At 46.2% G+C, this 21539-nt stretch carries 23 protein-coding genes; 10 read left to right on the top strand and 13 right to left on the bottom strand.

Annotated features, from left to right (window positions below):
* Positions 1 to 68 precede the first annotated feature (68 nt).
* The 3 genes from ICN14_RS09685 (at position 69) to ICN14_RS09675 (ending at position 3348) form a co-directional block, all read left to right on the top strand.
* Positions 69 to 1625 carry an iron ABC transporter permease gene (locus tag ICN14_RS09685; RefSeq protein WP_216226263.1) on the top strand — a complete coding sequence of 519 codons (1557 nt, stop codon included), beginning with the start codon at positions 69 to 71 and terminating at the stop codon, positions 1623 to 1625.
* A gap of 122 nt (positions 1626 to 1747) precedes the next feature.
* A complete protein-coding gene (locus tag ICN14_RS09680) occupies positions 1748 to 2743 on the top strand; it encodes an extracellular solute-binding protein (protein WP_255536042.1) in 996 nt (331 codons plus the stop codon).
* Between the two features lie 335 nt (positions 2744 to 3078).
* Positions 3079 to 3348 (top strand): hypothetical protein, encoded by a 270-nt coding sequence (locus ICN14_RS09675; RefSeq protein ID WP_216226261.1) that lies wholly within the window; start codon positions 3079 to 3081, stop codon positions 3346 to 3348.
* A gap of 11 nt (positions 3349 to 3359) precedes the next feature.
* Here ICN14_RS09675 and ICN14_RS09670 read toward each other — a convergent pair whose 3' ends face one another.
* Complete coding sequence (locus tag ICN14_RS09670) at positions 3360 to 4250, bottom strand: hypothetical protein (RefSeq protein ID WP_216226260.1); 891 nt, start codon at positions 4248 to 4250, stop codon at positions 3360 to 3362.
* A gap of 231 nt (positions 4251 to 4481) precedes the next feature.
* Between ICN14_RS09670 and ICN14_RS09665 the strand changes: the two genes are divergently transcribed.
* Positions 4482 to 4700: a YdcH family protein gene (locus ICN14_RS09665; protein ID WP_216226259.1), complete on the top strand. Its 219-nt coding sequence runs from the start codon at positions 4482 to 4484 to the stop codon at positions 4698 to 4700.
* 53 nt (positions 4701 to 4753) lie between these two features.
* Here the strand turns inward: ICN14_RS09665 and ICN14_RS09660 are convergent, their stop codons facing one another.
* Positions 4754 to 5101: a zinc ribbon domain-containing protein YjdM gene (locus tag ICN14_RS09660; protein ID WP_216226258.1), complete on the bottom strand. Its 348-nt coding sequence runs from the start codon at positions 5099 to 5101 to the stop codon at positions 4754 to 4756.
* 77 nt (positions 5102 to 5178) lie between these two features.
* On the opposite strand from ICN14_RS09660, the gene ICN14_RS09655 reads away from it, so the two are divergent.
* The gene (locus ICN14_RS09655; RefSeq protein ID WP_216226257.1) at positions 5179 to 6975 is read left to right on the top strand and encodes an AsmA family protein; all 1797 of its coding nucleotides are present in this window, start codon (positions 5179 to 5181) and stop codon (positions 6973 to 6975) included.
* Positions 6976 to 6978: 3 nt separating this feature from the next.
* Here ICN14_RS09655 and ICN14_RS09650 read toward each other — a convergent pair whose 3' ends face one another.
* Genes ICN14_RS09650 through ICN14_RS09640 form a run of 3 tightly spaced genes read right to left on the bottom strand, consistent with a single transcriptional unit; the run spans position 6979 to position 7829 of the window.
* Positions 6979 to 7329 carry a phage holin family protein gene (locus tag ICN14_RS09650; RefSeq protein WP_216226277.1) on the bottom strand — a complete coding sequence of 117 codons (351 nt, stop codon included), beginning with the start codon at positions 7327 to 7329 and terminating at the stop codon, positions 6979 to 6981.
* A 53-nt stretch (positions 7330 to 7382) separates the two neighbouring features.
* Complete coding sequence (locus ICN14_RS09645; RefSeq protein ID WP_216226256.1) at positions 7383 to 7586, bottom strand: SlyX family protein; 204 nt, start codon at positions 7584 to 7586, stop codon at positions 7383 to 7385.
* A gap of 21 nt (positions 7587 to 7607) precedes the next feature.
* Complete coding sequence (locus ICN14_RS09640) at positions 7608 to 7829, bottom strand: hypothetical protein (RefSeq protein WP_216226255.1); 222 nt, start codon at positions 7827 to 7829, stop codon at positions 7608 to 7610.
* A gap of 33 nt (positions 7830 to 7862) precedes the next feature.
* Between ICN14_RS09640 and ICN14_RS09635 the strand changes: the two genes are divergently transcribed.
* Positions 7863 to 8879 carry an LLM class flavin-dependent oxidoreductase gene (locus tag ICN14_RS09635; RefSeq protein WP_216226254.1) on the top strand — a complete coding sequence of 339 codons (1017 nt, stop codon included), beginning with the start codon at positions 7863 to 7865 and terminating at the stop codon, positions 8877 to 8879.
* On the opposite strand, the gene ICN14_RS09630 is transcribed toward ICN14_RS09635, so the two are convergent.
* Together ICN14_RS09630 and ICN14_RS09625 are read right to left on the bottom strand one after the other, a co-directional pair.
* On the bottom strand, positions 8869 to 9285 hold the full coding sequence (locus ICN14_RS09630; RefSeq protein ID WP_216226253.1) for a putative toxin-antitoxin system toxin component, PIN family: 417 nt from the start codon (positions 9283 to 9285) through the stop codon (positions 8869 to 8871). The genes ICN14_RS09635 and ICN14_RS09630 overlap by 11 nt on opposite strands.
* Positions 9282 to 9830, bottom strand: a complete 549-nt coding sequence (locus ICN14_RS09625) for a YaeQ family protein (protein ID WP_216226252.1) — start codon at positions 9828 to 9830, stop codon at positions 9282 to 9284. Before ICN14_RS09625 ends, ICN14_RS09630 begins: the two co-directional genes overlap by 4 nt.
* A gap of 89 nt (positions 9831 to 9919) precedes the next feature.
* On the opposite strand from ICN14_RS09625, the gene ICN14_RS09620 reads away from it, so the two are divergent.
* The 3 genes from ICN14_RS09620 (at position 9920) to ICN14_RS09610 (ending at position 13771) form a co-directional block, all read left to right on the top strand.
* Positions 9920 to 11530: an NAD(P)/FAD-dependent oxidoreductase gene (locus ICN14_RS09620; RefSeq protein WP_216226251.1), complete on the top strand. Its 1611-nt coding sequence runs from the start codon at positions 9920 to 9922 to the stop codon at positions 11528 to 11530.
* Positions 11531 to 11549: 19 nt separating this feature from the next.
* Complete coding sequence (gene hemN, locus ICN14_RS09615; RefSeq protein WP_216226250.1) at positions 11550 to 12965, top strand: oxygen-independent coproporphyrinogen III oxidase; 1416 nt, start codon at positions 11550 to 11552, stop codon at positions 12963 to 12965.
* A 176-nt stretch (positions 12966 to 13141) separates the two neighbouring features.
* Positions 13142 to 13771 (top strand): OmpW family protein, encoded by a 630-nt coding sequence (locus tag ICN14_RS09610; protein WP_216226249.1) that lies wholly within the window; start codon positions 13142 to 13144, stop codon positions 13769 to 13771.
* A gap of 61 nt (positions 13772 to 13832) precedes the next feature.
* Here ICN14_RS09610 and ICN14_RS09605 read toward each other — a convergent pair whose 3' ends face one another.
* Positions 13833 to 14429 (bottom strand): ATP-binding protein, encoded by a 597-nt coding sequence (locus tag ICN14_RS09605; RefSeq protein ID WP_216226248.1) that lies wholly within the window; start codon positions 14427 to 14429, stop codon positions 13833 to 13835.
* A gap of 101 nt (positions 14430 to 14530) precedes the next feature.
* Between ICN14_RS09605 and abc-f the strand changes: the two genes are divergently transcribed.
* On the top strand, positions 14531 to 16450 hold the full coding sequence (gene abc-f, locus ICN14_RS09600) for a ribosomal protection-like ABC-F family protein (protein WP_216226247.1): 1920 nt from the start codon (positions 14531 to 14533) through the stop codon (positions 16448 to 16450).
* On the opposite strand, the gene ICN14_RS09595 is transcribed toward abc-f, so the two are convergent.
* The 5 genes from ICN14_RS09595 to ICN14_RS09575 all read right to left on the bottom strand — a co-directional run bounded on the left by ICN14_RS09595 (position 16447) and on the right by ICN14_RS09575 (position 21511).
* The gene (locus ICN14_RS09595) at positions 16447 to 17754 is read right to left on the bottom strand and encodes an APC family permease (RefSeq protein ID WP_216226246.1); all 1308 of its coding nucleotides are present in this window, start codon (positions 17752 to 17754) and stop codon (positions 16447 to 16449) included. The two genes, abc-f and ICN14_RS09595, sit on opposite strands and share 4 nt — an antisense overlap.
* 6 nt (positions 17755 to 17760) lie before the next feature.
* The gene (locus ICN14_RS09590; protein ID WP_216226245.1) at positions 17761 to 18078 is read right to left on the bottom strand and encodes a chaperone modulator CbpM; all 318 of its coding nucleotides are present in this window, start codon (positions 18076 to 18078) and stop codon (positions 17761 to 17763) included.
* Between the two features lie 5 nt (positions 18079 to 18083).
* On the bottom strand, positions 18084 to 19064 hold the full coding sequence (locus ICN14_RS09585) for a DnaJ C-terminal domain-containing protein (protein ID WP_216226244.1): 981 nt from the start codon (positions 19062 to 19064) through the stop codon (positions 18084 to 18086).
* A gap of 131 nt (positions 19065 to 19195) precedes the next feature.
* Entirely contained in the window at positions 19196 to 20743 is a 1548-nt protein-coding gene (locus ICN14_RS09580) for a UxaA family hydrolase (RefSeq protein ID WP_216226243.1), read from the bottom strand.
* Between the two features lie 66 nt (positions 20744 to 20809).
* Positions 20810 to 21511, bottom strand: a complete 702-nt coding sequence (locus ICN14_RS09575) for a pirin family protein (protein WP_216226242.1) — start codon at positions 21509 to 21511, stop codon at positions 20810 to 20812.
* Positions 21512 to 21539: the final 28 nt, after the last annotated feature.

Below are 21539 nucleotides of genomic sequence, written 5' to 3'. Positions count from 1 at the left end.
TCATTAATACTAGTATTCAATGCTGGTGGTTTAATGCATAGCTAGAGTCTAAACGGATTGCCGATTTCATGAATCGTATTGTCGTGCCACTTGCCCTGTTGTTATTTTTGCCCCTATTTGGCTTGGCAGCACCTTTCCTATTCTCCGGCAATGATTTATTAGCTACCGGCACTCTCAGTCACCTCTGGAACTTTGTGCTGGGCGGATACATTGCCTCAACCTTGGTGCTTATTCTTGGTGTTGGAGTAGGGGTATTTATTCTTGGGGTGGGTAATGCTTGGATCATCGCTAGCTACGACTTCCCAGGTAAGAAAATATTTGAGTGGGCACTCATTCTGCCTTTAGCTGTGCCCACCTATGTCATGGCCTACCTGTTTGTAGATCTCTTGCAATTTTCAGGACCCATACAGAGCACCCTTCGTACCTTACTGGGAATGGATTCACTTTGGTTCTTTCCAGATCCGAGATCGCTGAGCGGGGCTATTTGGTCTTTCTCCTTTTGCCTCTTTCCCTATGTGTATCTCATTACGCGTACTGCATTTTTAGAGCGCAGTGGCCGATTGATTGAGGCTTCAGAAACGCTGGGCTATAGTCCGCTTCAAGGGTTTATGAAGTTGGTATTGCCAATGGCTAGGCCAGCGATCTTTGCAGGCATGGCTTTAGCCCTCATGGAGGTCTTGGCAGATTTTGGCGCCGTCTCCTACTTTGGTGTGCAGACATTTGCGACGGGCATCTTTAAGGCATGGCTTTCTTTTGGAGACCGCGTAGCAGCAGTTCAGCTTGCCCTTGGTCTTTTGAGTTTTGTTTTACTCATCTTCTTTATTGAGCAAAGTAGTCGCTCAAAATTGCGTTATGCCTCATCAGCGCAGGGGAGGCCGGTAGCGAAATCTCTGTGGGGTAAGAATGCCTTTTTTGCTTTTGCATTTTGTGGCGCTACGCTCTTGTGCGGATTTCTGTTGCCAGCATTTGCGCTCCTGCAATTACTTTTCAAACAAGGCCTCATGATCGATATTCGTTATCTTGATTGGTTGAGTAATTCTTTATCTGTTTCGATTCTGACGGCACTCATCTCTGTTGCGCTCGCCATATTCTTCGCTTACTCAGTGCGAATGAATGCGCGCCTAGCCTGGGTAAATCGATTGCTAGGTTTTGGTTATGCCTTGCCTGGCGCAGTATTGGCCATCGGCATTCTCTCTTTCCTAGAGATCTTTCAGCTTGCGTGGTGGATGTCTGCCAGCATGTTGGTACTGATCTACGCTTACTTGGTCCGCTTTCTTTCTTCTAGTCTGCAAAGTGTTGAGGCGGGGCTTGCACGCATAACGCCCTCCATGGATGCTTCAGCAGCGCTGCTTGGGCTTTCGAAGGGGCAGATTCTGAGGCGAGTACATGTGCCTTTGCTCAAGCGAAGCCTCATCACTGCTGGCCTTTTTGTCTTTGTGGATGTAATGAAAGAGTTGCCGGCAACTCTGTTGCTGCGCCCATTTAACTTTGATACCTTGGCTGTCGCCACCTATCAGCTGGCAGCGGATGAGCGTCTAGCCGAGCTTGCCCTCCCGTCTCTAACCATTGTTTTAGTTGGGCTTTTCCCTGTACTGCTGCTTTCTAGGGTCATCTCCAAATCTTAATTGATAATCATTCGTATTTGTGATAAATTAGATTTACTCTAATTCTGATCGTAAATACAGCAATGGCAACTCAAGCGATACACAAGTTCCTAGTCGCAACTTCATTGGTGCTAAGCAGCTTTATGGCTTTGCCATTACACGCTCAAGAAGCCAAAGAGTTGAATCTCTATTCAGCTCGACACTACCAAACTGATGAGGCGCTCTATGGCGATTTCACTAAGAAGACGGGTATCAAGATCAATCGTATTGAGGCTGATGACAATGCGCTGGCTGAGAGACTGAAAAGCGAGGGCGCTAACAGTCCGGCGGACGTGATTTTGATGGTCGACGCAGCGCGATTGTGGCGCGCGCAAATTGACGGATTCTTTAAACCTATTCACTCAAAGTATTTAGAGAGTCGCATCCCTGCAAACCTGCGCTCAAAGCCTGATCCAGAAGGATCAACTTGGTTTGGATTTTCGACTAGAGCGCGTCTCGTGGTTTACAACAAGGCAAAAGTAAATCCACAAGACGTCGACACTTATGAGAAATTGGCTGAGCCCATGAACAAGGGTAAGGTGTGTACACGCTCAGGCGCTCATCCATACATGTTGTCATTGATCGGAGCCATGATTGAGCGTCGTGGTGAGGCAGCTACCGAAGAATGGGCTAAGGGCATGGTGGCAAATATGGCTCGCCCTCCCAGAGGTGGTGATACGGATCAGATCAAGGCGGTTGCTTCGGGCGAATGTGGAGTGGCATTAACAAACTCTTACTACCTAGTTAGACTCTTGCGCTCAACTAAGCCGGAAGATCAGGCTATCGTTTCTAAGATTGGGTTTGTTTGGCCTAATCAGCAGACAACTGGCACGCACATCAACATTGCGGGTGGTGGTGTAGCCAAGAATGCACCGCATTCACAAGCGGCTATTCAGTTTCTTGAATACCTGGCTAGCGATTCGGCGCAAGAATATTTTGCTAACGGTAACAACGAGTGGCCTGTGGTGAAGTCAGTCAAGATTGAAAATGAAGGGCTCAAAATGTTGGGGCCATTCAAGGCTGAAAACATTTCAATTGCGGCGATTGGCAAGAATCAAATTGCTGCACAACGCTTGCTTGATCGAGTTGGCTATAAGTGAAATATATTAGGGAAAACCCTTGACTTTTAAAGGATTTTCGTTTACATTAGTGCTTCGCTGAGAGCCGGCTTTCAGCATAAGAAGCGTACAGACTAGAGTTTTACCGCAGTTGTGGAGACTGTCAGTACGCTTCTTAGAAACATCTTCAAAAGCAGTTGCCAGGTCACATCAGTGATCATCTGAAAATCAGAAATGGGCTACAGCAAATCAAAAAATATTTAAAAAGAATTCAAAATAACAGCAGGGTCTCTGCTCGTTTGCAATTTATATCCTGAGCCTCTGGCTCCTAAAGATCGCTAGAATGGATCCATTCTTTTAAAGACCTGGATTTCTATATGAAAATCATCTCGAGTATTTTAGTTTTTGCCATTTCAATGGCAATGCTGGCCTGTTCAACACCCAAAAGCGATTTTGGTGTCTATCGACAGTCTGATGGAACTATTGGGGTGCATGCACCAAAGTCTGCTAAAGATACGGAAGCTCAGGCGGCTGCGGAGGAGGAGTGTAAAAAACTAGGAAAGCGAAGCGCCACTATCGTTGAAACTCGTAAAACAGTAAACGACCGCTTTCCTATGACCTACATTTTTGTGTGCAATACCTATTAAGTTACAGGCTCTTAACTAAGCAACCATTTCTTAATCGATTTGTTTACGCACATTGCATCTAAAGCTAATCCAAAGAATTCTGAACCATTGGTGACCATGCTTTCAATCGCTTCAACCTTGCCAGATTTCACGCCACGTAAATAAGTTGCTGCACGATAGCGTAGGAAGTGTTCATTCTCACCTTCTTCATTATCTGTAGAGCAGATTTCTAAGCTGCCATAGCGAGTTTCTGGGTTGATATTCAGAATAGAGAGGCCAAGTGCGCCAATGAGTTTTTCTGGTACAGGAATTGGAACGTAAGAGTAGAGGGATACCAACTGCTCTTGCTCATCGACTTCAATGATGTGGTCAACATCGAACACATCTTTTTCTGTCAACTCAGTTTCACCAGAATCGCCGCCACCAAAGGTAGACTCAAATTGCAACATTGCTGTATTGCTATCTTTGGAGATTTCAATCATGTCAGGGTAGCCAAGCAAGCCTTTCCACCAGTACATCAGTGAGAAGGTGCAAGGTTTAACTTCAACTAAACCCTTATCGGTTGATTTGGCAAAGTACAAACCGTAGAACTCATCATCTTCCTCGAGTCCGTACTGATCGACTTTCAGTTTCTTTGGCGCAGCTGCCTTAGGAGACTTCTTGGCAGCTTTCTTTGGGGCAGGTTTTTTGGCTGCTGGCTTCTTAGCCGCTACCTTTTTAACTGCCTTCTTCGCTACTGGTTTTTTCGCAGTCGTCTTTTTAGCGACAGGCTTTTTAGTTGCTGGTTTTTTCACTACCTTCTTTACGGCCTTTTTGGCTACCACTTTCTTAGCGGCAACTTTTTTAACGGCTTTCTTTGCAGGGGCTTTTATTACCACCTTAGTAGCTACTTTCTTTTTTGCTGGAGACTTCTTTGTAGCCATGGTCTATTACCCTTCCTATTGGTAGTTAATGTGCTTAGCGCACTAGTCGATATTACTTCAGTTCTATCTACTTTTGCTGATACTTATATGGGGATTTACCTTGCAATATCAAGAGTCAATCCCCAATTGTTTTTTGGCTGCATTAAAGAAGGGCGGGGTGCTTGAATTTGAGCGCTAACTTGCTACACTGGAGCGGTGCAGTTATGAATAACCTCAACCTAAAGAGAATCTATGTTCCCTGAATATCGCGAGTTAATTACTAAGCTGAAAACATCAGATCGTCACTTTTCTCATTTATTTGATAAGCACAACAATCTGGATCAAAAGATTCAAAGAATGGAGGCCCACTCTGAGCCCAGCACTCCTGAAGAGATTGAGGTTTTGAAAAAAGAAAAACTCTTATTGAAAGACCAGCTATACGCTGTCTTGAAAAAAGCTAGCGCGGCATAAGACTGGCGGACCATCGGAACCCATATATGGGTCTGGTGGTCTCTAATTGAGACTTAGGCTTTCTTCAAAAAGCAGGCTTTGAGCAACATATTGCCTGCTTCGGTTTTGCAGTCCACCTCATGATCACCGGAAACCAGGCGGATTCCCTTAATCTTTGTCCCAACCTTGAGGGTTGTGGATGATCCTTTAACCTTCAGATCCTTAATGAGGGTGACCGTATCGCCATCAGCCAGTAAGTTACCGTTGGCATCCTTCACAATCAGAGCGCCTTCATCTTCTTCTACGCTAGCTGCCATTGGCCACTCATGGCCACATTGGGCGCAAACAAAATTTTCACCGTCAGGGTAGGTCATATCCTCTTGGCAGGCTGGGCATTTTGGTAGATTGGCTGAAGTATTCATGAGGCGTGACCGATGGAAGTAATTTAAGTCTCGATTTTAGTGCACGGTAGTAGGCATAAAGTTAGAATCGACTAACGATGAATAAAAAAATTAAGATTGTTCTAATTTCTATTGCAAGCCTTTTACTGCTAGTAGTGGCGGGGGTTTGGTATGCCTCCACAGCGATAGATCCAGCTCAACTGGTCAAGTTGCTAGCAACGTCTGTGAAAAGTGCCACAGGAAGGGATCTCAAAATTTCAGGGCCTGTATCACTAACTCTCTTTCCATCGATTACTGTTTCCGCTGAGCAGGTGAGTCTTAGTAACGCCCCGTGGGCAACAGAGTCGGACATGTTAAAGCTCCAGCGGATTGAGTTAGACATTAAAACCCTTCCTCTTTTGAGTAAACAGGTTGAGATTAATAGCATTAACTTAAGTGGCTTGGAGCTCTATTTGCGAAAGAACTCTGCCGGCAAAGCAAATTGGGACCTGAGTGTCGACTCAAGCTCAGCCGCATCATCAGCATCCAGCACCTCAGATAGTGGCTCAGCTAACGACAATCTGATGAGTTTGACAAATATTTCTATGCAGAACGCCAACATTCACTATGAAGATGCGAATGCTGTGAAATCTAGCTACCAGGTGCAGCGCCTTTCCGTATTGGGTCGCGGGGATAAGTCGGTCATCACGCTCAATATGAAATACAACTCGGTCGATGTTGGGCTAACTGGTTCAGTCGGCTATCTGTCTAAGGTATATAAGGACTGGGGCAGCTCTGCGCTGGAGTTTCCGGTTGATCTTAATCTCGCGATAAATGGGAAAGTGCTTCAGATAAAAGGTAGCCTGTCTAAAAATGCGCAATCTATGGCTGCGATCAATATGGTGTTGACCTCCAAGGCATTTGAATGGCCTAACCTTACAACTCCAGCTGCCAATTCCTTAAAGGGGGCGCAGCCCAGCTCGCAGCGACCAGCTCCAAGCTCTAAATATTTGTTTAGTGATGAGAGTTTGTCATTTAATTCATTGCCTCAGGCTACTGGAACAATCTCTGTAAATATCGCCGAACTTTCCCTGCCTAAACGCAAGCCCTTGCAGAACTTGACTGCGCAAATTCAGTTAAAGGGTGATGTGATTGAACTTTCTCAGGCTTCATTTCAATTAGGTAGTGGACTCGCCGATATTCAGGGAAAACTTTCCCAATTTACTGGCCAGGCTCCCGCTCTTGCGCTTAAGGGGGTAACTAAAAATTTCACCCTAGAGCAGCTTATGGGTAGCGTTGATCCCCAATCAAAGGTAAGCGGCGGCAATATGAAGCTAGCGTTTGATTTAAATTCAACCGGAATGAGCTTGCATCAGCTGGCTGGAAATTCGAATGGAAAAATTCAGTTGAGCATTAATCAAGCTCAAATGGGGACTAACTTTCTGAATGATGCTGGCGATTTTGTTGTCACAGTGCTTGACTCTATGAATCCCCTGCGCAAAAAAACTACCAACACGACTTTGGAATGTGCAGTAGCTTACCTACCAATTAGTAATGGGCAGATTAATATCGCTAATTCTGTCGGCATGGAAACCGACCGCTTGAATGTAGTGGTAGCTGGCTCGTTGAATCTTAAGTCAGAGACGGTTAACCTTACTATTGATCCCCAGGAAAAGTCAGGATTAACTACTGGCTTAGGTTTGGCTGGCTTAGTGAAAATAGGTGGGACTCTGAGTAATCCTAAGGCGGTGTTAAATCAGGCTGGAGTTGTCAATAGCGCCGTTTCCATTGGACTTGGATTCTTGACTGGCGGCGCAAGTATTTTGGCTGAGAACGCCAGATCAATGACCTCTAAAGGTCATCCTTGCCGCGATGCGCTCCACCCCTGGTCAGATATCTACCCTGGGGCGGAGTGATTCTTAAAACAATATTCCGCTGATAAAGAGGCTGAATAAAGAAATAAAGATGCTGGCGAAGAAAGCGGTCCAGAAACTGGAGATCGTAAAGCCGCCTACCACTGCAGAGACCAGCATCAGCACTAAGGCATTGACTACCAGCAGAAACAGCCCCATGGTAAGAACGGTTAGTGGCAGGGTGAAGAGAATTAATAAAGGCTTCACAACGGCGTTGGCAAAACCAAGCAGGAGGGCAGCAATTAACAGTGAGCCACCATCTGCAAAGCGCAAGCCACTAAAAAGATAGCTAGCGACCCAAAGGGATAGGGAGGTTAATCCCCACTGAAGTAAAAACGGTACTAAGTTACCCATAATGAATGTCCTTTTTTAAAAGTGCTGCGATATTTACCTTAAATGTTATCAGGGCTTTAATAGTGAGGAGGAATTTCGTCTTTTGGACTGGCACTGCCTGCACCATCACTACTGCTGGCTTGCTCCTTAATGGATTTAAGCTCGCGATATAGAAATTCAATCTGTTGTTGTTGCTTGTAGATGGTCTGATTCAGTTGGTCAATCAAATCTTCAGTAAAGCTGAGTTTGATTTCAAGGTTGGTGATGCGATCTTCCGTCATTTCAATTCCTCTGTCTTTATCTTAAGCGTCGACTAATTCAAATCGACCATCTTCCATTTCTGCTTTTGGTCTGATCCAAAAGTCATGCGACTGAAGTGATTCATATACGTAAGCTGGCTCTAGGTTAGCTTCAATATTGGCAAGTAACACCACTTTATAAAATCCACCCGTCTTAATATGTCTTAGCTTGCTGCCTGGCTTAAAGAGGCCGTCATCGGCATCCGCCATTTTTGGTTTGCTCATGTTAAAAAAGTGCTTTCTCGGTATGATCTAAGTATGACAAATGCTGTCCCGTACTCCATTCTAGATATATCTCCAATCCCACAGGGATTTACTGCTGGGGATGCCTTGCGTAACTCGCTGGATGTTGCTCAGCATGCCGAGGCTTTGGGCTACACACGCTATTGGGTAGCTGAGCATCACAATATGACGGGTAATGCTAGCTCTGCTACCGCAGTCTTGGTTGGCTACATAGCTGGAGGCACCAAAACCATTCTGGTTGGGTCTGGCGGTGTAATGTTGCCAAATCATGCCCCACTAGTCATCGCAGAGCAATTTGGTACTTTGGCATCTATCTATCCCGGCAGGATTGAGTTGGGCTTAGGGCGTGCGCCAGGCACTGACCAAATGACGGCGAGAGCCTTGCGTCGTGATTTGTTGGGTAGCGATGATCGCTTTCCGCAAGATGTGCGAGAGCTACAACATTACTTTGGCCCTGTTCAGGAGGGGCAAGCAGTAAAGGCTATTCCAGGTGCAGATACTGAAGTACCAATTTGGATCTTAGGCTCCAGTTTGTATGGCGCTCAACTGGCTGCTCATTTTGGGTTGCCTTATGCATTTGCTTCACACTTTGCGCCCGAGCAGTTGCTTGATGCAATGTCTACCTATCGTGAGTTATTTAAGCCATCTGATAAGTTATCCAAACCTTATTGTGCATTTCTGATGAATGTAGTGGCTGCCGATACTGATGAAGAGGCTGCTCATCTTTTCACTACTTTGCAGCAGAATGTCATTCGAATGCGTCGGAACACTCGTGGTCAATTACCACCACCGATTGCAAATTTAGATGACTTCTGTGAGTCACACGAAAAAGCTACCGCTGCTCATGCTCTCCGCTGCTCTGCCGTCGGCTCAATGCAGACGGTGAGAAAAGAGATGCAGTATTGGCTCGATCAAACTGGCGCTAATGAAATTATCATCACTGGCCAAATTTATGATCATCAAGCGCGCTTGAGATCATTTGAGATCGCTGCTGAAGCGGCCAAGGGATTGCGCTTTAGCTCTAAAGCCTAAAGGCGTTGTAGTCGCTGGTAATTAGAATATCTTCTTGAGCGGCTCGACTAGCAAGGTGAAGCAGGGCATTGTCTTTGCTGATAATTATCGCTGGCTTTAATTGATACGCTAGGTCTAAGAAGATCTGGTCATCCGGGTCTTGGCATTTCCAGGGCGCGGCGGCTAGGTTTGAATCGTCATGCTGCTGTGCGAGAGATTGCCATTGATTCATAATTGCGGCTTGAGTTACTTCATCGAGTTTAAAGAGGGGGCGCGAGATGACGTCGGCAAACTCCAATAAAGTCTTTTGGCTGGCAACTGCAGTAATGCTGCCATCCATAATTGCTTGTTTCAGGTTGATGGCTCGCTCGTCATTAAAGACAAAAATATCTAGCAAGATATTGGTGTCTAAAACTACCGGCTTCATTGCTGTTGATTACGCCAGATTTCTGGGGTGATGGTGACTTGACCCATGTCTGAAGAAACGTAGGCCTCTCCATCTTGAATATTGACATGTAGAACCATGCTGCGCTCGACTAACTTATTGAGTTCTTTAGCTTGCTCTGCTGGAATAGAAATTACCTGAAGGTTGCGAGCGCGAGTCAGCTTGTTCGCAATTCCATCCCACCAGATTTTGCTAGTGTGACCACCATAGCAATAGACGATGACTTGATCAGATCGCCCACAGGCTTTCAGGATGCGTCGTTCATCGGGTTGCCCTACTTCAATCCAAAGCTTGATGGCATCCGTAAGGTCTTTAACCCAAAGGTCTGGCTCATCGGTGTCGCTCAAACCTTTAGTAAAAGCCAAATCTTCTTGGGCTTGGAGGGCAAAGGCGATGATACGTATCATCATCCGTTCCTCGGTTTCCGAGGGGTGCTTGGCGATGGTGAGGGAGTGACTGCCGTAATAGTGGCGGTCAGAGTCTGCGACGTGGAGGTCGGCTTTGTGGATAGTTGCGCGTAGAGCCATGGCGCATTATCGCCTTTAAAAGGGGGTAAGCCGAATCTCCCAGTATTATTTAGAAAATTACCCTGATTTACTGTGTATCGTAGAGCCCCATGATCCGTATTACCGAACTTCGTCTGCCTATTAGCCATGCCCCTGAAGCATTGGAAGAGGCAATCTTGAAGCGCTTGAATATTCAGGCTAAAGACTTGATTCAGGTTGACGTTTTTAAGCGCAGCTACGATGCCAGAAAAAATGTCGCTCTTGCATTTATCTATACCGTCGATTTATCGGTAAAAAATGAAGAAAAATTGCTTAAGCAGTTTGCGAATGATATTCATGTCAGGCCATCCCCCGATACGAGTTACCACTTCGTTGCCAATGCTTCGCAAGTGAAGAGCCCAAGCTTTGAGCGTCCTGTCATCATTGGATTTGGCCCCTGTGGAATTTTTGCTGCCTTGGTATTGGCGCAGATGGGCTTTAAACCAATCGTATTAGAGCGCGGCAAACCAGTGCGAGAGCGTACTCAAGATACTTGGGGTTTATGGCGCAAGAATGTCCTTAATCCAGAATCGAATGTGCAGTTTGGTGAGGGTGGTGCAGGTACGTTCTCTGATGGCAAGCTCTGGAGTCAAATTAAAGATCCAAAGTTTTATGGCCGCAAAGTGATTACTGAATTTATCAAAGCGGGTGCCCCCGAAGAAATTCGTTACGTAGCTAAGCCACATATCGGCACCTTTCGATTAGTGGGCGTGGTTGAAAGAATGCGCCAAGAAATTATTGAGCTTGGTGGAGAGATTCGTTTCTCGCAAAAAGTAGTTGGCTTTGATATTCGAAATGATCAGATTGCGGGTGTCAAAATTGAAGGTCATGCTGATTTGCCCGCTAGCCATGTGGTGCTTGCTTTAGGCCACAGCGCTCGGGATACCTTTGAGACTCTTCATGCGGCAGGTGTTTATATGGAGGCAAAACCGTTCTCAGTGGGCTTCCGAATTGAACACCCTCAGTCTTTGATTGATAAAGCGCGCTTAGGGCCACATGCCGGCAATGAGCTCATAGGTGCAGCTGATTACAAGTTAGTGCACCACGCCAAGAATGGCCGCGCAGTCTATAGCTTTTGTATGTGCCCTGGCGGAACGGTTGTTGCCGCAACGTCTGAGCCCAATCGTGTTGTGACTAATGGGATGAGTCAATACTCTCGTAATGAGCGTAATGCCAATGCCGGTATTGTTGTTGGCATTACTCCTGAAGACTATCCGGGTGGCCCACTAGCAGGTATTGAGTTTCAGAGGGCTTTAGAGTCCAAAGCGTACGAATTAGGCGGATCAACTTACGAGGCCCCAGGCCAATTAGTAGGGGACTTCTTGGCTGGTAAAGCTTCTACAGAATTTGGTTCTGTCATGCCATCCTATAAGCCTGGCGTTCACTTAACAGACCTCGCTGATGCATTGCCTGCTTATGCAATCGAGGCGATTCGCGAGGCGATCCCCGCTTTTGAAAAGCAGATCAAAGGCTTTTCAATGAAAGATGCAGTATTAACTGGTATTGAGACCCGCACATCTTCTCCTTTACGGATTACTCGAGGCACTAACTTTCAGAGTCTGAATGTAAAAGGCCTTTATCCCGCAGGTGAGGGCGCTGGTTATGCCGGTGGGATCTTGTCTGCTGGAGTTGATGGGATTAAAGTAGCAGAAGCGGTAGCGCTCGACTACCTTTCTAAATAATCCAATAAGCTGATTTCTGATGAGTTCTGTAGTGCCTGTAACTACCCCAAATGAAAAAGAAGTACTTTTTCATCCAGAGCTATTACAGAAGTTTGATATCAATGGGCCACGCTATACCTCTTACCCTAGCGCCGATCGCTTTCACAACGTGTTTTGTGAGTCCGATTATTTGGGAGCTTTGCAGCGTGTAGCTAAGGTCAATGAGCCACTATCCCTGTATTTCCATTTACCGTTCTGCCCTAATATTTGTTACTACTGTGGTTGCAACAAAATTATTACTAAAGACCATGGTCGAAGCGCTAAGTACATCAAGTATTTAGCCAAAGAGATGGCAATGGTTTGTGCTGCCATGGGTGCTCAGAAAAAAATACCGGTGACCCAACTGCATTGGGGTGGTGGTACGCCTACATTTTTATCCCATGAAGAGATGACGGAGTTAATGCACCACACGCGTGAGCATTTCGACCTTCTTCCTGGCGGTGAATACTCGATTGAGATTGATCCACGACGAGTGACTGAGGCCGATATTGCCTTATTGGCTGAGTTGGGCTTTAACCGTATCAGTCTTGGGGTGCAAGACTTCAACCTCGAAGTGCAGCAAGCAGTGCATCGCGTGCAGACCATTGAGGAAACTCAGGCAGTAATGGATTGGTCTAGGAAGTATGGGTTTAAATCCAGAAGTGTGGATTTGATCTATGGCCTACCTAAGCAGACCCCGGAGACCTTTAAAGAAACTGTTGATGCGGTTCTCAAGATGAATCCAGATCGATTGTCGGTTTATAACTATGCGCACTTGCCCCATATTTTCAAACCACAGCGCAGAATTTCTGAAGTGGATTTACCGGGGGCTGCAGATAAGCTAGATATTCTGTCGAACACAATAAAAACACTTGGCGACGCAGGTTATGTGTTTATTGGTATGGATCATTTCGCTAAACCAGATGATGAATTAGCAATTGCGCAAAAAGAAGGCAAGCTTCATCGAAATTTCCAAGGCTATTCAACACAGGCTGAGTGTGATCTCTTGGCTTTCGGGATTTCTTCTATTGGTAAGGTTGACGATAGTTACTCGCAAAATGTACGCACTCTGGATGAATACTATGCAGCTATTGACGATGGCCATTTACCCACTCTTCGAGGTCTTCAGTTAGACAAAGATGACTTACTGCGTCGCGAACTCATTGGTGAGCTGATGTGCCAATTTTCTCTCGATACAGAACAGTTTGCTCATGCTCATCAAATCGATTTCCCGGCCTACTTCAAGACAGAAATTGAGGAGCTAAAGCACCTAGAGGAAGCTGGCCTACTCGAGTGGCAGGGCGCCAAGATGGTCGTTCCTATCAAGGGCAGGCTCTTGGCTAGACGAGTGGCTATGACCTTTGATCGCCATCTGAGGGAATCTCAGGCTAAGGGCACTTATTCCAAAGTTCTTTAATCAAATAAGAGCCAAAAATTGATCTATTTGATATGGATCAAAAACTCATCAAAACAGTGTTGCTTTAAAACCAATAAAATATTTCAGGAGCCCTTGCATTTGATGTGTATCAAATGGCTACCTCTTTTTCAATTTGAAAATAGATACATCAAATTGATAACAAAAAGGGGTACATCATGCGCATTAAAACTTTAGTAGCCGCAATGGCAGCATTAGCCTCATTGGCTCCAATCGCTGCTCATGCACAAGCAGCAGAAGAAAATCCTTGGATGATTCGTGTGCGCGCAGTTGATGTCTTATATCAAAATGGTCAAACTGGCGTTGCATCTGATTTGAATCTAAAGGCTAAGAATCAATGGATTCCGGAGTTTGACGTTTCCTATTTCTTTACTAAAAATATTGCTGCTGAGTTGGTGTTGACTTGGCCACAACAGGTAAACATCAACTCAAACATGGGTAATGTTGGAAAAATTACAGCTTTGCCACCATCTTTATTGGCTCAATACCACTTTACTGATTTAGGGGCATTTAAGCCTTACGTTGGTGCTGGTATTAACTACACTATTTTCGGTAACCGTCAGAACTTTCCAGCTCTTGGAAATACCGTTCAGGTTCAGCCATCAAGTGTTGGATTTGTGGGCCAGGTTGGTATGGACTATATGTTGGATAAAAACTGGGGCCTTAATATTGATGTCAAATACGCAACCATGGCTACTAATGTTCAGGCGGTGGATGGCGGCGCAAACCTCGGTAAATTGACTTTGAACCCATGGATGCCAGCTGTTGGTGTTACATATAAGTTCTAAGAATTCAGTTCTTAGTTCTTGAAATAGGGCCCCTGAGGGGCTCTATTTTTTTGTCTGCTATTTATTGAATGAGGTGATCGATTAATTTCTCAAACTTGGCTTCATCGAAGTGCAGATTGTCAAAGCGCTTTATAGCGATGTGCTCTGGTGGTTCAACCCTTCGTTGGGTATATTGATCCCAGTGCTTGAGTTTGTATTCATCTCGAGGATCTGCGCGCTTCTGCATGCGGCTTTTTGCTTCATCCTCATCAAGATCTATCCAGGCAATTCTGACACTCGAGACACTGGGTACTCCGAGCTCTTCGGGATTGAACATTCGACCACTTTGGATTTCACTTGAAAACGGACCCACTAGGATGACGTTGACTCCCAGCTGTAGATTTTCTTTGGCAATGGCGATCAGGCCTGCATATTCCCAATCCCTGAGGTTTTGAAGATAGAAGGGGCTATCGCGATCATTAGGATTATTAGTGGTGAGCTCCATTACGTGCGCGCTATAGGCTCCATACACCGTATCTTTATCCAAAAAGAAAAAGTCCTCCCCAGTCTTTTCAATAATGAGGGGTAGCGCCTTTTTAGCCAAAGTAGTTTTACCTGTGCCTGCATGGCCGGCAAAGAGGATGAGTCGGGGAGCACTGGGGCTGAGCTTGCAGGTCATTTATCTCTTTATTTGGAGGTATTGCTTGAGTAAATTCTACTTCTCAATCCCATGTTTATTGGAAATATCCCCACTTTGGGTGAAGTGACGATAATGTCGCCATGGCTTTAATCGTACTCACTGATGCAAAACTGGCTTTTGGCCACGTTGACCTCCTCGCAAATACTGCTTTCTCATTGGAATCTGGGGAGCGTGTTGGCTTAATTGGCCGCAATGGCACAGGCAAATCTTCTTTATTGAAGATCTTGGCCGGCATAGAAAAAATGGATGATGGTTTGCTGCAATATCAGCAAGGCCTCCGAATTGCCTATGTTCCGCAAGAGCCCATATTTGAGGCTGAGGAGACGGTATTTGATGCTGTATCCAAAGGCGTAGCTCAAGCCAAGGCTCTGCGTGAAGAGTATGAGGCTCTCAGCGTTGGGGAGTGGGATGATGCAGCCCACCATCGCTTAGACGAAGTGCAGTCCCAGTTAGAGGCCTTAAGTGGGTGGAATTGGGAACAGCGCGTTCATGAAACATTAGACCGTCTGCATTTAGATGCTGAAGTGAAGATTAATACTTTATCGGGCGGAACTAAGAAGCGTGTTGCCTTAGCTCGCGCTCTAGTAGAGATGCCAGATGTCTTGCTATTAGATGAGCCTACTAACCATTTGGATTTAGATTCAATTTCTTGGTTGGAAGATTTGCTAAAAGAGTACAACGGCTCTGTAATTTTGATTACCCATGATCGCGCATTCTTAGATAACGTCTGCACACAGATCGTAGAGCTCGATCGCGGTATCTTGCGGACCTATCCAGGTAACTTCTCAGCATACGAAGTATTAAAAGATCAGGAGATGAATTCCGAATCTCTGGCTAATGCACGCGCCGATAAGTTGCTTGCCCAAGAAGAGGTCTGGATACGTAAAGGTGTTGAGGCAAGACGTACTCGTAGCGTTGCCCGTATAGCGCGCCTTGAAGCACTTCGTACAACACGCTCGCAAAGACGTGATGCGGTTGGGCAGGTGAAGCTCGCAGTTTCAGCAGGTGATAGAAGTGGCAAGATTGTTGCCGACCTTCAGAATGTCTCTAAGTCTTACGATCGCCCAATTGTGAAGGATTTCACAGCAACGATTTTGCGTGGCGATAAAGTGGGTCTGCTAGGTCCTAACGGCGCTGGCAAGACGACGCTTCTTAAATTGATTCTCGGAACGATTGCGCCAGATTCAGGTACGGCAACCATGGGTACTCGTATTGAGGTGGCTTATTTTGATCAGATGCGCGAAGGTCTTGATCTCAATGCTTCACTTGAGGATTACATCAGCCCAGGTAGCGAGTGGATTGAAATTAATGGCAATAAGAAACACGTTAAGAGTTATTTAAGTGATTTCTTGTTCGCGCCAGAGCGTACCAATTCACCAGTAAGTACTTTGTCTGGTGGTGAGCGGAACCGCTTATTGTTGGCGCGCTTATTTGCCCGTCCTGCAAACGTCTTAGTTTTGGATGAGCCAACGAACGACTTAGATATCGATACCCTAGATTTACTTGAGCAGCTATTGCAGGACTATAAGGGCACCGTGTTCTTGGTCAGTCATGATCGTTACTTCTTGGATAACGTAGTTACCAGCATCATTGCTAATGAGGGCGATGGATTTTGGCGCGAGTATGAGGGGGGTTACGAGGATTGGAAGATTCAGAAGGCGCGCTCAGACAAGATTCGCGCAGCCAATGGTGGTGCTAAGGCCGAACCAAAACAAGAGGTAAAGACTGAGTCTAAAGTTGAATCAAAGCCTGTAGCTGCTAAGTCTGGGGTGCAAAAACTAAATGGCAAAGAGCGTCAGGAGTTAGAAGTCTTGCCTTTGCAGATCGAAACTTTGGAGACAGAGCAGGCGGATATTGGGATTGCGATGAGCAACCCCGATCTCTATAAAAATGAGCCTGAATTAGCTGCCAGCATGCAAGCACGCTTATCGGAGATCACTGCCGATCTTGATATCAAACTACAGCGCTGGGAACTACTGTTAAGTCGCTCAGAATCTTAATGTGATTTGAGGTATTTGGATTTGAGTCGTGAAAATGCCTCAAGTCCAAAAGATGCCACAAGGGCAATAAGCAGGGCGATAGCACTAGATGGCGCAGTCTTGATTGTATTCATCAGTAGTGCAGTGAATAAACTCAGATTGATTACGATCGCGCACCACAGAATTTTTGGATTCGCTCCAGTATGTTTGTGTACTCGAAGATGTCCGTAGGTAATTACCGCGTAAACCAATAGAAAAGCTAGGCTAGCCATTTGGCCCACTTCACTTAAGGGGAAGATTAGGGCTAGGACAATTACGCCAAGCGATGAGACGGTCAGTGCATGAAGATTATTTTTAAGAACTGTATTTCCTAGGACGCTAGAGACCTCATGCTTTTCTGCAAGGTCGGCTGCAATGTTAGAAGCTGCAAAAATAGTAGCATTGACCGCCGCAGCACAGGCTAGTAATGCAGAAATGCTAATGAGAATAAATCCAAGCTGGCCTGCTACCAATTTTGCTGCATCAGCTAGTACGTGCCCATTATCTAATTGCATGACGTTCAAGGGCAGGAGCATCACAACAGCCATGCTCACGGCTAAATAGGCAATCGTCACTAAGATCAGTGCAGAAAACATTGCTAGAGGCAATTCTTTCTGCGGGCTCTTCATGGCTGATGAAGAGTTGGTCACTACACCAAAGCCTTGGAAATTAATATAGAGAATGCCGGCAGCCACCGCAATCCCCTCTATGGAGCCTCCTGCCATGTGGTAACTCTTGAAGTCCGCATGATTAAACCCCATCGCCGAAAACACTAGAAGACTAATCACAACTAGACCAATGGCAAATGTTTCAGCCTTACCAACCAGACTAGGCCCGAGAAGATTCAGAAATGTACAAATCAAAATGATTGCTGCGGTAATGCATTTCAGAAGAGTGGGTGAGAGATCGCCGCCAAAAAGTGTATTGGTGTATTCAACAAAACCGGCTGCGTATAGAGCAGCAGCAATTAAGTAGGCAATGTATTGAAATAGATTGATGCCGCCAGAAATAAAACCAGGTCCAAAACTCATTACTGTAAAAGTGGCTGCTCCACCGCTGCTTGGATAGGCGGCACCGAGTTTTGCGTAAGAGTAGACCGAGAAAGAAGCTGCAATAGCGCCAATTAGAAAGGCTAGAGGCACGTGGGTGCCCGCATGCGAGCTTGCCAAGCCAAGTAGGGAATAGAGACCTGCACCCATCATTCCGCCGATGCCTAGCGCGGTCGCAGAAAAAAGACTAACGTGCTTTGCTTGTTTGGGGTTGCGTTTAAGTAAGCCTGAGTTCAATGGTGTTTAACCTACATTTGTGCGAAGTAGTTGGCTACGTAAGCGGGTGATTTCATCTAAGAGATCGAGCGCTAATGCGACCCCAGGAGTATTGAGCTCCAAGTCATGAGCAAGATGTGCTGCAGTTTTTGCTCGCTGTAGTGAATCTCCACTAAAGCGCCAGTCTTCTGGTGATGAACCAGTGGGGCTCAGCACACCTTCTGTTACCCAAGACATGATGAGATCCTCTGGTGCGCGTGTGGCTTGTGAAATTTCCACAATGCTCATATGCACCTCTTCTTCAACAAGACTACCTTCAATCCAGGTGATTTGTGTTTGCGTCATGTTCATCATCCCTTCAAGTGGGTTCTGGGGTTGAAATCAAAAGCTTTCTCTAGTGATTGATAAGCTTCTTTCTGCGCATCGGTATCGGCGCCAGGCAAAACAATATTGGGCACTACATATAGGTCACCAGCTTCTTTGCTGGGGATTCCTTTTTCCTTGAGTCGCATCTTGCGGCCCGTAGCTATTCCAGCCGGAATTTTTAATTCCAGAGTAGAGCCTGCAGGAGTGGGGATATTGACGGTTGTCCCGAGAGCAGCTTCCCATGGTGCTAGCGGCAGATCAAGATAAACGTCTTTACCATCTACACGGTAAATCGGGTTTGGATGGAAATCAATCTCAAGATATAGGTCGCCGGCAGCACCAGAGCCCATACCCGGTCCACCTTGACCTGCTAAGCGTAGATTTTGTCCGGCTTTAATGCCTTTAGGAATGCTGACATCGAGTTTGCGCTCTTGAGTGCTGACATGCCCATTGGCATCTTGAGTTGGCATATGCAGGGCAATAGTGCGTTTGGCCCCATTGTAGGCATCAGCTAGATCGATCAATATTTTGGCGTGATGATCTTGGCCTTTGAAGTCCATGCCTTGGCGTGGGTTCCCACCACGACCACCTTGGCGATGTCGACCTCTGCCAAAGAGGGATTCAAAGAATTCACTTTGATCGCCTTCATAGCCGTTGCCAAATCCACCATGACCACCGCCAAAGTTGCCGTCAGAATATTCAAATCCTTCATTCCAGTTTGGTGGTGGAGTGAAGTCTTGACCATTTTTCCAATTGGCACCCATGCGATCGTAAGCAGCACGCTTTTCTGTATCCTTGAGAACGGAATAGGCTTCGCCGACCGCCTTAAATTGTTCTTCAGCGCCAGCTTCTTTATTCACGTCTGGGTGATATTTGCGAGCTAGCTTTCTGTAAGCCGCTTTAATCTCTGCTTCGGTTGCGCCGCGCGCCACACCGAGTGTTTCGTAGTAGTCCCTGAATTTCATAATTCCAATGAATTCCTGATTAAATCAATAAGTTCAATTCTACAGTCCCCGGCGGTGATTTCTGGCTTCTTTTGGGCAAAGAAAAAGCGGGCGTCTTGCCCGCTTTTAGCGATCTTGAGCTGCAGCCACGCTTAACTCATTACCCCAATTTGCCAAGGTACAAACTCGTAATCCCCTAGACCTAATAATTCGCTTTTAGAGGCCTCTCCGGAGGCTGTTCTGAGGAAGAGTTCAAATATACGTTGCCCCATCTCCTGAACTGAAACCGTGCCATCTAAGATCTCACCACAATTGATATCCATGTCTTCGGTAAGTCGCTCATACATCGGTGTGTTGGTAGCAAGCTTGATGCAAGGAGCTGGTTTTGATCCAAACATGGAGCCACGCCCTGTAGTGAACGCAATTAGGTTTGCGCCCCCAGCAATTTGACCAGTTGCGGAGACAGGATCAAAACCGGGTGTATCCATAAATACAAAACCCTTAGCCGTTACTGGCTCTGCATATCGATAGACCTCCATTAAGGGCCCAGTGCCGCCTTTCATGGAAGAACCGAGGGACTTCTCAAAAATATTGGCTAGACCGCCGATTTGATTTCCGGGACTAACTTGCCCATTGATTTGGACATCACGGCCAACAGAGTATTCATCTTTCCACCAACGAATACGTTGGATTAATTTCTCACCAATGGCCTTACTCGCTGCTCGACGAGTGAGAGTGTGTTCAACACCATAAATCTCAGGTGTTTCAGAAAGAATGCCTGTACCACCATGACGCGACAAAATATCAATCGCAGCGCCTAAGGCTGGGTTTGCAGTAATCGAAGAGAACCCATCTGATCCGCCGCACTGTAAACCAACGCAGAGGTGACTTGCAGATACGGTCTGCCGTTTCACTTTATTGGCTTCTGGAAGGAGTGCTTTTACAGCCTCAATACCTGCTTCAATTGTTTTGCGGGTGCCACCAGTTTCTTGCATGATGAAGGTGTGCAAGGTAGAGTTTTCTTGTAAGGCTTCTTGCTCCATCAATCCTTTGAGTTGATTGCGTTCGCAGCCTAGGCCAATGATGAGGGCGGCAGCGAGATTGGGGTGCTGAGCATAGCCCGCCATCGTTCTACGCAGTAGTTGCATTGGTTCGCCACTCATTTCCATGCCGCAGCCGATGTCATGACTAAAGGCAACAACACCATCAACGTTGGGAAAGTCTTTCAGGCGTTCAGGCGTAAACCATTCCGCAATTTTATTGACGACTGTTGCAGAACAATTGACTGTGGATAGGATGCCAATGAAGTTGCGAGTGCCTACTTTCCCATTGGCGCGAACATAGCCTTGAAATGTTGCGCGCTCAGACTCTGGTAGTAGGGCGGTGGGTTTGTATTCACTGGCATAGGCATAGTCGCGATCGAATTCACGAAACTCGGTATTGTGACTATGCACCATCGTGCCAGCTTCAATATCGGTATTGGCAAATCCCACGGTCACGTTGTATTTCAGGATGGGTTCGCCTTTAGCAATTTTCTTGGCAGCAATTTTGTAGCCTGCTGGAACCTGGCTGCGGCTCGTGAAATTTTCGCTTGGTACCACTTCGCCAATAGCCACATCAACCCGTGCAACCACGATGTTGTCGTTTGGATGAAGGCGAATAATGGGGCCTATTAGGCGCTTTTCTGAAATCTCGATCATGGGAATGTATTCAAATTGATAGGTTCGTCAGTTAGAAGATCATCGTAAGACGCAAGCAGCAAATTTTTAATGACTCAGGTCAAAGATAATCACTTCAGCATCACTACCGTTGCTGATGAGTAATTCAGCCTCGTTTTCTATCAGCAGGGCATCGCCACCAGTTAGAGGGATGCCATTGATCTGCAGTGAACCCTTCACAAGGTGAGCATAGGCCTTACGCTCAGGATCCAGATCCAATTTCTGGGATTGGGATTCATCAAATAGACCTGCATACACCCTGGCATCCGCATGAATTTTTACCGCATTACCCAATCCATCTGGAGAAGCAATCAAGCACAGCTTGCCATGCTTATCTGCAGGTGAAATAGTTTTTTGCTCATAACTCGGAGGGATTTCCATTGCATTTGGCTCAATCCAAATCTGTAAGAAGTGGGTGGTTTGATCCTTAGCGTGATTGAACTCGCTGTGGGTAACGCCAGTTCCAGCACTCATACGCTGAACATCCCCGGGAGGAATGCCTTTGATATTCCCCATGCTGTCCTCGTGAGCTAATTCACCAGACAAAACATAACTGATGATTTCCATATTGCGGTGGCCGTGCTTACCGAAACCCATGCCCGCAGCCACCCGATCCTCGTTGATCACCCTTAAATTGCCCCAGCCCATAAATTGAGGGTCGTGATACCCGGCAAAAGAGAAGGAGTGATAGCTTTTAAGCCATCCGTGGTCAGCGTAGCCACGGTCTTGAGCTTTTCTGAGGGTTAGCATGATGAAGGTCTTTTCTGAAAGGGGATAA

Origin of the sequence: Polynucleobacter sp. MG-27-Goln-C1, assembly GCF_018881905.1 — a bacterium.
GTDB lineage: Bacteria > Pseudomonadota > Gammaproteobacteria > Burkholderiales > Burkholderiaceae > Polynucleobacter.
The sequence above is the reverse complement of the archived record's forward strand: the minus strand, read 5'-3'. Positions and strand labels throughout refer to the sequence as shown.